The sequence below is a fragment of the Paludibaculum fermentans genome (genome assembly GCF_051172195.1).
GTDB classification, from domain to species: Bacteria; Acidobacteriota; Terriglobia; order Bryobacterales; family Bryobacteraceae; genus Paludibaculum; species Paludibaculum fermentans_A.
Map to the genome: position 1 here is coordinate 799,979 of NZ_JBPJAQ010000002.1, position 11,783 is coordinate 811,761.

Annotated in this window: 11 protein-coding genes; 4 read left to right on the forward strand and 7 right to left on the reverse strand. The window is 61.5% G+C overall.

Features of this window, described 5'->3' with window-relative positions; translation table 11 throughout:
• The 5 genes from ACR9Y2_RS29815 to ACR9Y2_RS29835 all read right to left on the reverse strand — a co-directional run bounded on the left by ACR9Y2_RS29815 (window position 1) and on the right by ACR9Y2_RS29835 (window position 7,620).
• Window positions 1-3,075, reverse strand: a complete 3,075-nt coding sequence (locus ACR9Y2_RS29815; RefSeq protein WP_435045523.1) for a carboxypeptidase regulatory-like domain-containing protein — start codon at window positions 3,073-3,075, stop codon at window positions 1-3.
• 116 nt (window positions 3,076-3,191) lie between these two features.
• Window positions 3,192-4,064: a TIGR03435 family protein gene (locus ACR9Y2_RS29820; RefSeq protein WP_435045524.1), complete on the reverse strand. Its 873-nt coding sequence runs from the start codon at window positions 4,062-4,064 to the stop codon at window positions 3,192-3,194.
• 61 nt (window positions 4,065-4,125) lie between these two features.
• Window positions 4,126-4,812 carry a response regulator transcription factor gene (locus ACR9Y2_RS29825; RefSeq protein ID WP_435045525.1) on the reverse strand — a complete coding sequence of 229 codons (687 nt, stop codon included), beginning with the start codon at window positions 4,810-4,812 and terminating at the stop codon, window positions 4,126-4,128.
• On the reverse strand, window positions 4,809-6,479 hold the full coding sequence (locus ACR9Y2_RS29830) for a sensor histidine kinase (RefSeq protein WP_435045526.1): 1,671 nt from the start codon (window positions 6,477-6,479) through the stop codon (window positions 4,809-4,811). The genes ACR9Y2_RS29825 and ACR9Y2_RS29830 overlap by 4 nt, the downstream gene beginning before the upstream one ends.
• 181 nt (window positions 6,480-6,660) lie before the next feature.
• Window positions 6,661-7,620: a ThuA domain-containing protein gene (locus ACR9Y2_RS29835; protein WP_435045527.1), complete on the reverse strand. Its 960-nt coding sequence runs from the start codon at window positions 7,618-7,620 to the stop codon at window positions 6,661-6,663.
• A 244-nt stretch (window positions 7,621-7,864) separates the two neighbouring features.
• On the opposite strand from ACR9Y2_RS29835, the gene ACR9Y2_RS29840 reads away from it, so the two are divergent.
• The 3 genes from ACR9Y2_RS29840 (at window position 7,865) to ACR9Y2_RS29850 (ending at window position 9,306) form a co-directional block, all read left to right on the forward strand.
• Window positions 7,865-8,290 carry a DUF1801 domain-containing protein gene (locus ACR9Y2_RS29840; RefSeq protein ID WP_435045528.1) on the forward strand — a complete coding sequence of 142 codons (426 nt, stop codon included), beginning with the start codon at window positions 7,865-7,867 and terminating at the stop codon, window positions 8,288-8,290.
• 93 nt (window positions 8,291-8,383) lie between these two features.
• Window positions 8,384-8,713, forward strand: a complete 330-nt coding sequence (locus ACR9Y2_RS29845) for a hypothetical protein (protein WP_435045529.1) — start codon at window positions 8,384-8,386, stop codon at window positions 8,711-8,713.
• Between the two features lie 29 nt (window positions 8,714-8,742).
• Window positions 8,743-9,306 carry a GNAT family N-acetyltransferase gene (locus ACR9Y2_RS29850; RefSeq protein WP_435045530.1) on the forward strand — a complete coding sequence of 188 codons (564 nt, stop codon included), beginning with the start codon at window positions 8,743-8,745 and terminating at the stop codon, window positions 9,304-9,306.
• A gap of 29 nt (window positions 9,307-9,335) precedes the next feature.
• Here the strand turns inward: ACR9Y2_RS29850 and ACR9Y2_RS29855 are convergent, their stop codons facing one another.
• Together ACR9Y2_RS29855 and ACR9Y2_RS29860 are read right to left on the reverse strand one after the other, a co-directional pair.
• Window positions 9,336-10,127 (reverse strand): class I SAM-dependent methyltransferase, encoded by a 792-nt coding sequence (locus tag ACR9Y2_RS29855; protein WP_435045531.1) that lies wholly within the window; start codon window positions 10,125-10,127, stop codon window positions 9,336-9,338.
• Window positions 10,128-10,246: 119 nt separating this feature from the next.
• Entirely contained in the window at window positions 10,247-11,035 is a 789-nt protein-coding gene (locus ACR9Y2_RS29860; protein WP_435045532.1) for an SDR family NAD(P)-dependent oxidoreductase, read from the reverse strand.
• 102 nt (window positions 11,036-11,137) lie between these two features.
• Between ACR9Y2_RS29860 and ACR9Y2_RS29865 the strand changes: the two genes are divergently transcribed.
• Window positions 11,138-11,698 carry a TetR/AcrR family transcriptional regulator gene (locus ACR9Y2_RS29865; RefSeq protein ID WP_435046344.1) on the forward strand — a complete coding sequence of 187 codons (561 nt, stop codon included), beginning with the start codon at window positions 11,138-11,140 and terminating at the stop codon, window positions 11,696-11,698.
• Window positions 11,699-11,783: the final 85 nt, after the last annotated feature.

Genomic DNA, 11,783 nt, shown 5'->3' on the forward strand with positions numbered 1-11,783 from the left:
TTAGAACCTCACCCGCAATGTCGTCTGTACGCTCCGCATCGCGTTGGCTGCCGCGGGTAGGCCGAATTGGGCGCCATTCACCGTCGTATTCCAGGCTGTGTAATTCACCCGGTTCAGTAAGTTCACCGAGTCCAATCGAAGATCAACATTGAACCGGTCGGTCAGGCGGAAGGTGCGCGCCATCGAGGCGTTGAGCGTGAATTGGGAAGGGCCAGTAATTGTATTCCGCCCGGCGGTGCCCCACGCCCCCGGCTGTGGCGCCGCATAGGCCGCGGAGTTCAGGAAACGGCCTGCGGCCCCAGTGTAAAGGCCCGCTCCGGTATAGTCCGGCCTGATCGTGCCGGTTACGCCGGTGCCCTCGACGGCAGCCAGATAGACCGGTGTTTGCGGCAGTCCGCTGCCCGCCGTGATTTGCGTGGCCAGGTTCCACGCCTTGAGCAGCGTGCCCTTCCAGCCGTTCAGGAAGGTGCCTCCGGTCAGTCCCATGCCCGAGGTGTACTGCACTTGAGCCGTCAACAGTTGCCGCTGGTCAAAGCTCGACCGGCTGCGTTCAGAGGCCGTGTCCCGCCAGTTCTGCGCAATGGACAAGCCTCCAAGCCCCGCCAGGGGAGCAGCCGATTGTGCGCCGGCCTGATTCTGACCGTTGGCCCCTTGCCCACCGGATGCGCCGCCAGGTCCGCCCAAAGCGGCAGCATTGTCGATCGACTTCGAGAAGACATATTGCATGGACGCCGTAAAGCCACCGCGAAGCCGCCGCCTGAGCTGAATCTGAGCCGCCTCCCGGCTGGAGTTGCCGCTGGACTGCAGGTAAGCAAAGCCTATGGGGCAGGCCGGGCAGGAGTTCGCGCCGCCAATCGGATAGGTGTTTGGCAGTACGGCTTGCATCGCGTGAGTGCCCTTGATACCTGCATACGTCGCCGTCATCTGCATTGCACCTGGCAGGTCCCGCTGTACGCTGAGCTGCCAGTTCTGGGCGTAGCCGGGCCGGAAGTCCGGGTCGATCGCTATCGTGTTGCTGCTGCCTGAGGCCGCGGAACTGAACCCGTTGGCTAAGGTGATGGGATTCGCGATGCTGCTCTGTACACTGGCCGTCGTCGAGAGCGGCGGCTGTTGCGCCATTCTGGTCGCCAGCGATGGGTAGACGGACGTGTCGTAATACACGCCGTAGCCGGCCCTGACGATCAGGGACGAACCCGCCATCGGGCGCCAGGCGAGACCGACGCGCGGCGAGAAGCCCTGCTTGAAGGGGCGAAGAAGGGAATCGGGATACCGCTGTCCGCTCACTCCTCCTCTTGGATTGCTCGCCAACACCGGCGCTGCCGCAGTGAATGCAGGCGTAATGTCCAAGTTCACCAGGCGGTTTTGCAGCTCCGTGATGGGCGCCGCATAGTCCCAGCGCACGCCTGCGTTCAGCGTGATCGATTGATTGATGCGCCAATCGTCTGTCAGGTAGGCGTCATAAACTGTCTGGCGGAAATATTTGTCCGGATTGCCGAAGGCGATGGAACTGGTGCGTGGCGTGCCCAGCAGGAAATCAGCAAAGTCCGATCCCGTTCCCGCACCCGTGAAGGTGAACGTGCCGCGCGGATCCTGTTGCGACAGGTAGTTGAATTGCTGCCGCCTGGCATCGCTGCCGAACGCTATGTTGTGCGCGCCGTGAGTCAACAGCATCGAGGCGGAGATGCCGCTCGTCTGGCTGCGATTGAACGAACTCTGCGCGTCTGAGAGCCCGGCAATTCCACTGGAGAAGTTCAGCGCCGGCGGTCCCCAATTGACCGGATCCTGGTTGTTTCCGGATATGCCGGCTGCGCCTGATACGTTGATGCGGTCCGCGAAATAGGGGGTGACTCGCGTGGACATCCGGCTGAACTGGACACCCAGGGTGAGGAATAGCCGCTGGCTGAAGCGATGTGTCCAGTTGGCTCCGCTATTGATCCCCTGCAGGTTGCGCATATCGAGAAAGCCGAAGAGACTCGGATCATCCGCCCGCGTGCGCTGGAGACTGAACTGGCCGAATACCTGATTGTTGCGGCCCAAAGTCTTGGACAACCGGGTCTGCAACGCATCCTGGTGAGTAGGATTTAACAACGGCACCTGGAAGTTATAGCCACTGTTGCCGTCGAAGTTGGGCAGCGGATAATAGTTCAACAGCGCCCGAGCCTGGGGGCTGATGCGATTCTGTGGAATCGCATTTCCAGGGAAGGCAATCCCTGTGAGCGGATCCATAACGGTGCCTGGGAAGATGCCGCTACGCTGCGTCGAAGTCGGAACCAGCGACGTCGCCGTGCTTGCATCGTTGTTGCGGGTCCACTGATAGCCGAGGAAGAACATCGGGCCGTTCTTGAGCAGATGAGGAATTCTCACGGGTCCACCAATGCTAGCCATCCCCGTGATCCGGTTGTACCCGGCTTTGGGAGTGGATTGGCCGGTAAGGGAATATGGCTTGGCATCGAAGGCGGAATTGCCCAGTGTCATACCTAGCCCCCCGTTGTACAAACCCTTTCCGCCAAACCGGTTATTTCCAAATGCCGCCGCCTGCCCGAAATTCGAAGCCGCACCATTGTTGACACTGCCATTGATCAGCAACCCGTCGGCGGCGCGTTGGCTCGTCTCGTCGTCACCGGAGGGCGGCGCTGGTGTGGCCGACTTACTGGGGGCCGGCTTGGCCGGTTTTAGAGGGGCTTCCTCGGGGCGAGCCACCGGCGACGGCTTAGGTGGCGCAACGGCCACCTGGATTTCTGACTTGATCCGTGCCAGAGACATCAGGGTGAGCGGCCATTCCCGGGCCATCGAGTTCGCGGCGATGCTCATTTCCTGCTGCATCGTCTCGAACCCGAACATCTTCACCTGGATGATCCACACACCATCGGGCAGATCAGGGAAGGTGTACCTGCCTTCCTGGTCTGTGACCGCCGTAACGGTTTTGCCGTCCCTGCTCGCGGCGACGGTTGCACCCGGCACGGCCATTCCCTTGAATGTCACGCGGCCGCGGTTTTCGGAGGCGGCGAGAATCGGGATGAGGATGCAGACAACCGCACAGAGTCCAAGAGTGTGACCGAGGCGTTGGGAGGACATAGGAGATCTCAAGGTGATTGGAAAGTTCGCGTCGTGCTGGCGCCGGCTGACCTCGGCTCTACGCATTTTTGGGCGCGAGCGGCTTGGGCCTGGTCAGCCGGCCTCGGCGGTTGGCGTTAGTTCTCGGTGGGCGTTTTCTCGATGTGGTCGACGATCAGCATTTCCATCGGCGCTTTGCGCGGTTCCAACTTCAGTCCGTACTGCTGTACCGAATCGAAGATCGACCCTGCGCGTTCCACCGGGATTTCACTGGCCGGAGCGCCGCCACCAGGGGGCGGGCCGCCCGGTCCGGGACCGCCCATCGGTCCGCGCCCGCCGCCCGGCATGCCGCGCATCGTCTCCGGTGTAAAGACCAGGTCGAAGTCGTACTGGCCCTCGATCCCGGTCATATCCACGACGGGACGTTCGGCAAAGCGGGAGATCATTTCGGCGAGTCCGGACAGCGATACGGAGGGAGCCTTCAGGTGCGCACCTTCCGGTCCCATCATCATCATCATCGCGCCCCTCGGCGGCCCACCACCCGGCCTGGGTGCGGCTTGCGCGGCATCCGGCGCCGGAGTTTCCGCTGGTTTCAGTTTCGGCCCGCTCTTGCCCGCCACCAGCGCATAAATCGACCCTTCCTTCGAATTCCGGTGAACAGTCAGCTTGAACCGCTCAACCAGCAATGCCTGCAACATCTCCGGCACCTGCTTCTCTGTCGCGCCGGCGGGGAACTTCGCGACGATGTCGAACCGCTGGTTGCCCATCCAGTCCGGCCCCTCAATCTGGAACTCCTTCACCTTGAATGCGGTCCGGACGCAATCCTTCAGCGAGACGTTGGAGTAGCGCAGCATGCCGCCGTCGGTGTCCATCATCACCCGGATGCGGCCCATCTGTTGAGGTTCAGACAGCTTGATCGACGCCACCTCAAACGCGAGCGTCCCGGCCGCCTGCTGGCCGAACGCAGCACAGCAGGAAAGGATCAGTGCACAGGCAAAACTGGATTTCATGTCTATAGCTTGCGGCGATACGCATGTTCGGCGAGCAAATTGTGTGTAAGGAATGTAAGCGTCAGATGGAAAGTTTGTAGCCGGCGCCCTTCACAGTCAGCAGAAGACGAGGATACCGGGGGTCCTCTTCAATCTTCTTGCGAAGCCCGGCCACATGCACATCCACGGTGCGGCTCATCGTGTCGCCGCTTAGGTTCCAAACGTTTTCCAGTAGCTCTTCCCGTGTGATCACTGACCCGCGCCGTTCGATTAGGTACTCAAGCAGGCGGAATTCCACCGGCGAAAGCAACAGCGGTTTGCCCGCCCGCGTCACCTCGTGCCGGCGCAGGTCAATCCGCAGGTCGCCGAACTCGGCCCGCTCCGCCGTAATCGTTGCCGGGGCAGCGGACCTACGCAGCAGCGCCTCAATCCGGGCCATCAATTCCACGGGTTCGCAGTTCTTCTGGACATAGTCGTCCGCGCCCAGCTTGAGGCCCACTACGCGGTCTACCACCTCGCCCCGGGCCGTCAGCATCAGCACGGGTACGTTCTGGCCCGCTCGCCTCAAGTCCCTGCAGATATCGAATCCGTTCTTGCCAGGTAGCATCACGTCCAGGATGATCAGGTCGAAGTGCCGCAGCAGCGCATGATCGTAGCCGGCGATGCCTGTCTGGGCCCACTCCACCGCGTAGCCTTCCGATTCCAGGCGGTCGATCATGCCCACCGCAAACGCGGCTTCGTCTTCCACAAACAAAATGCGATGGCTCATAGCGGCAGATGCAGCGTAAAGGTGCTGCCGCGCCCAGGCCTGCTCACCAGCGTCACACTGCCCCTGTGGGCTTCAGCGGCGCTGCGAACCAGGCTGAGCCCAAGACCGGAACCTGGGATCTGCGCCTCCACCGCGGCCCGGCCGCGGCTGAACGGTTCGAAGATTTCGGCCTGGTCTGTCGGGTCGATGCCGGCGCCGCGATCCTCTACGCTAAGCCGGATCTCTTTCTCCATCGGCGTGTGGACCGCGCCAACACGGATCCAGCGGCCCCCTCCGGCATGTTTCAGGGCATTGTCGAGTAGATTGTCGAATGCGGTACGGAGCAATCCTGCGTCGCCCACAATCGGAGGGAGTTCCGAGTCCAGTGCGACCTCCACTTCAAATCCGCCGCGCGCCAGTTCGTCACGCCGCGCGCCCACCGATTCCTCAACCAGCTTACGGAGATCGATCTCATCCTTCGCCGGCCGCCGCAAACCTGAGTGAATTCCAGCCAGTTGCAACGTCTGTTCCACCATCTCGTTCAGACGGCGGCTCTGCTGGTGGATCAGTTCTCCATACTGTTTCACTTTCTCCGAACCCGTTACCAGTCCATCGGCCTGGTTCCGCGACAGCATGGCAATGGCCGATACCGGCGTCCTCAACTCATGCGAGACTCCGGCCACAAACCGCATCTTCTCATCGGCCAACCACTGCATGCGCCGCGCCGCGATCACGAGGAAGGCCACCGCCGCAAAGAGCAGCAGGTCAACACCAAGGCTTACGACAAGTTCCTGCCAGCGCTTGCGCTCAAATGCCGCGGCCATCGGCATGTCCTTGTGTGCGATCTGCAACTCCCACAAGCCCGTTCCATGCAGCGCGGACAGCCTTTTTGAGAAGATTCGTTCGTCGCGCTGGATGAAAATGGAGCTGCGCTCACGCGGACGAGCCCCGCTGTTCGGAACTGGCGGCGTCGGGATCGGAAAGCTCGGCTCCATCGCTGGGAACGGCGTGCGCAAATCGGGCTGGAGCGCGCCGCCATAGAGACGCTGGTCCGGTTTGTCGAGGGAAGCTACCGCAAAATTGTACTCGTTCACCGCCGTGTTCCCAAAGCTCTTCTCAATCAGCCGTGGGAGCAGCGTGCTGCTCAGGTACGGCTTGTCGAGCCGGGCCACGAAACACCTGTCCATGTTCCACTTAATGGTCTTGGCGATGCGTGTTTCGCCCGGAGTCTGGTGCTCCATCGAGACGACATCAAAGATAGGCGCAAGGATCGTTGACGGATCTTCCACCGCGCCCAGCGAACAGCGGGCAGCCGGTATCCAACTGGGTAACGAGGCCGCGACGAACATCCCCTCCGACGACAATTTCAGGATCTCGCGGTCGCGATTGGCCGGCAGGTTCAGGTAGTAGAGTTCCCCAATCAGCTTCGGGGTTCCAGTCAGCGGAACCCCAGCCCGTAATGCCGTATTGGCTTCGTTTTGGAGGAATCTGACGCTCTGGTTGGCGACGCTGTTAAACTCGCTCGCAAAGAGTTGGGCAGCGGAATTCAGGTGTTCGCGTTCCCGCTGCACATCTGCCGCCGACACCCTTGCCGACCACTGGTATTGCAGGACAGCCAACCCTGCTAGCAGCAAGGCGAGCACGCAACTGACCGCCACCAGGGTCCTGGAGCTGTACGATCTGTCCATTCACCTGCATTCTAGCCGAATCGGAAAGTTTCGGCGCCGGAAACACAGTTTGGGCACAAGAATGGCCGACTGAGCAATTGCTGCCGGTGGCCGCGTCCGGTCACACCCAACCAATTCCGTCGAATAGCGGCCCCCGGACCGCCGCTTCGGTTCATCTCATTCCCGGGGGCCTGCGTTTCAGCTACTTGGCCGGAGCCGCCGCCGGACGAGGACGTCCACCCGGTGACGTCCAGCCCGCTGGCGGTGCGTAATCCGCGCGGGTGCTGGACTTCTCCGCGGTCGGGAAATCCGTCGGTACCTTCTGCTTTACTTTGCCGGTAGCCGCCCATTCCGTCCCCCGCTGATAGGTGGCAATGAAGCCGACGCAGTTCAGCGCGGCCAGATCGTGCCCCATGACTGTATGGAAGATGCGCCCCTTCCCATACGACAGCACCATCAGAATCGGCTCATCGTGATTCGTGCCCCGGTTGGAAGGATCAGACCACGCCGTGGCCAGAACGGTCATATTCTCACCAGGACCGCGCATCTTCGCGTAAAGCTCGTCCGGTACGTGCAGCCATTCCTTGGGCAGCCCCTTGGTGATGGGGTGATCGGCCACCTGGTTCACCACCTTATATGCGAGACGCGCGCCATGCTGTCCCGCCGAACCCGGCGAGGGGTCCGATACCAGCTTCCCGCCCTGGTAGTAGAAGTGCGGCCCCGATTTCTCGTTCCGGCCGCGCCACCCGCCCACGCCGATCATCAGGTTGTACTCTTTCCAGTTGGGAAATGCGTTGTCCGCCGCATGCACCGAAACCAGCCCGCCGCCCTTACGGATGTACTCCTCAAACGAAGCCTTCAGGCTATCCGGCCACCGCTCGTCCGGCACGTCATAGTTCGAGACGACAACCTGGTACTTGCCCCACTCCGGCTTGAACGAGCTGAAATCCGCACCTTTCGGTGGGGCTGTCACCACATCGACGTTGAAAATGCCAGCATCGCCCAGCATCTTCTTCAGATACGGCGTGGTCTCCTGCCAGGCATGATAAGGTCCGCCCTGCTCTCCGTCAAGCAGCATGACGCGGATGGGTTGTGCCGCGGGCGCCGGTATCGCACACACGAACAGGCCCGCCGCCAGCAGGCCGAGAATACTTTTCTTCATAATGAGTGCTCCCATGACACCGCTCGCGGCGTCAGCGGACGAGGACAGCTTTCCGCCGTTCCTGCCGGGTGGCAGGGCGTGCGGCTTTCGCTCGCTTCGTGAGGAAAGGTGAAGCGCATGCTTCCAGCGTCCCCCAACAGTCTACAGGGAACTCGTCGTGTTGGGGACTGCTCCGGCCGGGCGTGGTCCGAAGCGGAATCTCCTACGCTAAACTGAGGTCCAACCCAACCAGGCCGAACCAGCCATGACCCCAGAATCTACAAGTCCGAAGCCCTCCAATCGAAAGACGAGTGCCGTTGAAGGCGTCGAAGATTACCTTTCAAAGCTGGACCACCCGCGGAAGCCGGAGATTCTGGTCTTGCGGCAGCTCATCCTTTCGGTCGATCCAACCATCTGCGAGGCCATCAAGTGGAACGCCCCCAGTTTCCACACCACCGAACATTTCGCCACCATGAACCTGCGGGTAAAGAATGGGATCGGCGTCATTCTCCATTTCGGTGCGAAGAAGAACGCCCTCTCTGAGACGGGAGTCCACATCCCCGATCCGCATTCCCTGCTCGACTGGCTGGCGAAAGACCGGGCACTGGTCACCTTTGCGGACATGGGAGACATTGGGGCTAAACGCGCCGCTTTCACCGGCATCCTGCGCCTGTGGATCCAGTACCTGTGAAGGCCGCCGTGAAGGCAATGCCGGCGGCCGGCACGCTACCATCACAGGATGCGGCTGCAGTCTGCGATGCTTTTTGTGAAGTCCCTGCCGGAAATGGAGAAATTCTATAGCCAGGTGCTGGGCTACGGACCGGTGGAAGAGTCCCGCCAGGACACCTGGCTGGAGTTCGACACCGGCCTGGCCAAGTTCTCTCTTCACGCCATCCCCCCTCACATTGCCGATCAGATCGAGATTTCAGACCCGCCCGAATTGCGCGAAGACACCCCCTTCAAACTCTTGTGGGAGGCCGGCGACCTGGAAGGCGAACTCGGCCGCTTGCGGGTCCTCGGCATTCCGTTGATCCAGCGGCCCTGGGGTGGTTGGGATGGAGTCGATCCGGAAGGCAACATCTTCGGAATTGTGCCCGCCCGCCACAAACCGTAAAGACCACGGGCGCCGGGTAAACTGGGGCAATGGGCCCATCGCCTGCGCCGGATTCACTCTTCCTCCGCGAAGCGCGGCCGTCGGATATCCCGGCTCTGCACCCGCTCATCGAGATTTCTGTCCGCCGGTTGCAGTCCGGCGACTACTCGCCTGAACAGATCGCCGGAGCGCTGGGTACTGTCTTTGGCGTCGACACCCAATTGATAGCCGACTGCACCTATTTTGTGGTGGAATCACCTTCCGCCGGACTGGTTGGCTGCGGCGGTTGGAGCAAACGCAAAACCCTCTTCGGCAGCGATCATGCGAACGTGCGTGAGAACGACCTCCTGGATCCCCGGGTTGATGCGGCCAGGATCCGCGCCTTCTTCATTCATCCGGACTGGGCCCGGAAAGGCATCGGCACCAGAATTCTGAATGCCTGCGAAGCTGCCGCTCACGCCGCTGGATTCCGCCGGCTTGAGATGGGAGCCACGCTGACGGGCGAGAAACTCTACAGCCGGAAAGGCTATGTCGCGCTGGAAAGCCTCGAAGTGCCGCTCGCCAACGGCGCGCTGCTGCCGGTCATTCGCATGGCCAAGAAGTTGGACGAGTAATCCCCCCGACCATCCACCTCTCCCGTTTGTCACCCTTCCTTCGGAACATCGCCGCGAACAGCCCAGACCCGCGCCGGCAGGCTGAAGGGCGTTCCCTCCGCCGGCAACGCCAGCCTACGCTTCAGTTCACTACGCAAAGCCTGTTTCTGCTCGTTCGTCAGCCGGACGGCATAGGCGCCTGCCGTGCCCTGGCCCAGCAGAAAAGCGTCCCAGTAGTCCGCGAACGATTGGAACCGGGTTGTGATCTCAAGGGGTTCTTCCCGCACACCGACCAGGCCGGATTGCTTCCACAAGGACGCCAACTCACCCTGCCGACAGAGCTTCATCGACTTTTCGGTGTGCTGCTCAGCACCAGGATCCACCGCCACAGCCGCTTCCCAGAAAAGCCGCAGCATCTTCATCCCGTCGGCGTAATCCCATACCGCGGCGGAAATCCGGCCGCCCGGCTTGGTCACACGGCGCACTTCCAGCAAGGCCTTGTTCGCATCGGGGAGGAAGTTGAACACCAGCAGCGACACGGCCGCGTCAAATTGCCGGTCGGGCATCTGAAGTGCCTGCGCATCGCCTACCTGGAAACGCACCCGGTCAGGAAACCGGTTCCGCTGGGATGCGTAGGCAACATACTCCTTCGGCGGATCGATCCCGTCCACCTGCGCCTTTGCAGACCTGTCGGCCACAGCGAATGAAAGGGAGCCTGTGCCCGAGCCTACGTCCAACACCCGGCCCCTCTCCGGCAGTTCACTGAAACCCACCAGCTTAGGTGCTACCAGGCGGCTCCAGCGTCCCATGAACTGTTCATACGCTTCGGCGTTGCTAAACATGTTTGGCTTCTGATCCTGGCCTCGAAGCGCAGGGAAAGCCGTGGCCCAGAGAAATGCCCGCCGCCTCAACATCTCTCAATTCTACGGTAGTCCTAAGACCCCTCATTTTCCGTTGGCCATCATGATGCGGGGCGATAACGCGGCGCCGCATGCACCTGCAGCAAGTTAGGCAGCATGGCCGCCCGTGCCGCCTCCAACGCCGTCCACTGCTCCTCTTTTGGCAGCGACGGAATCGTGACCGTCTCCCTGGCGTCAAAGCCGGCCAAGGCGGCATCGACCAACTCCTCCACCTCCATCACCGCAGGCAACGAATTCACATCCCGGCCCGAACGCTCCCAGATCTCCGTTCGAGTCGCCGCGGGCAGCACTGCCTGTACATAGACGCCCTTGGATCCCAGTTCGACATGAAGTCCCTGCGTCAGGAACAGCACAAACGCCTTGGTGGCGCCGTACACTGTCATGCCCAACTCCGGCGCCAGGCCTACGACGGATCCGATACTAATAATCGATCCCGTCCCCGCCTTCGCAAACCGCGGAGCCACCGCACTCGCCAGTCGCGTCACTGCGATCGCGTTCAGGCTGATGAGCTTCGCTACGTCATTCGGGCCCTGATCCAGGAAGCCGCCATGCGCCGCCGCCCCCGCATTGTTCACGAGAATCCCGATTGCTGCGTCGTCCCGCAACCTGGCCTCCACCTGCGCTAGGCCAGCCGGATCCGTTAGATCCGCGGGCATCAAGTCCACATTCACGCCTGTCTCCGTTCGAAGGCGCCGAGCCAGCGCTTCCATTCGAGCGGCATCGCGCGCCACCAGTACAAGATCGTACCCTCGCCTGGCGAATCGATCCGCGTAAACAGCGCCAATCCCAGAGGATGCGCCTGTGATCAGAACCGAGCCTTTCGTGCTCATCAGTTGTCTCCTACCACTTTCGAGTTATTCATGATGGTGATCATCTGTCGTAAAGATGTTCACGCTCATGTAAAAGTGTCAGAATATTTCACGGGAGTGCTCATGAAAGTCAGTCGCGAGAAGATGGCTGAAAACCGGCGCAGGATTCTCAGTGAAGCCGCCCGTCTGTTCAAAGCGCACGGTTTCGAATCTGTAACCGTCTCGGACGTCATGAACGCCGCAGGACTCACCCATGGAGGGTTCTACGGTCATTTCAAGTCGAAAGACAATCTCATTGCCGAGACCCTTGCTTATGCAGTGGACTCAACCGATGCAGTGGATTTCGATCTGAGCCGCTACGCCGCTGCCTACCTCTCCCACAAACACCGCGACGATCTCGCTGGCGGATGTCCCACTGCGAGCCTGGGTTCCGAGACCATCCGGCAGTCGCCTGAGGCGCGTGCGGCCATGACGGCCGGACTACGCCGGCAGATAGAACGATTCGCTAAAACCGTGCCTGGTAACACCACCGCGGAGAAGCGCCAGGCGGCCATCGGAACCTGGGCTGCGATGGTCGGAGGCCTCATCCTTGCACGCCTCAGTGACGACCCGAAGCTCTCCGACGAAATACTGGCGCAGACCCGCGCGTGGATCCGTTCAAATGGCGTGACGTCCGCATCGTAGGCCCCACCGGCCAGGCTGCTGGCGCGAGTGGCCGCCGACAAAGCCCAGTTCGACAGCCTACCCGGATGCGGTACAGGCTTGACGT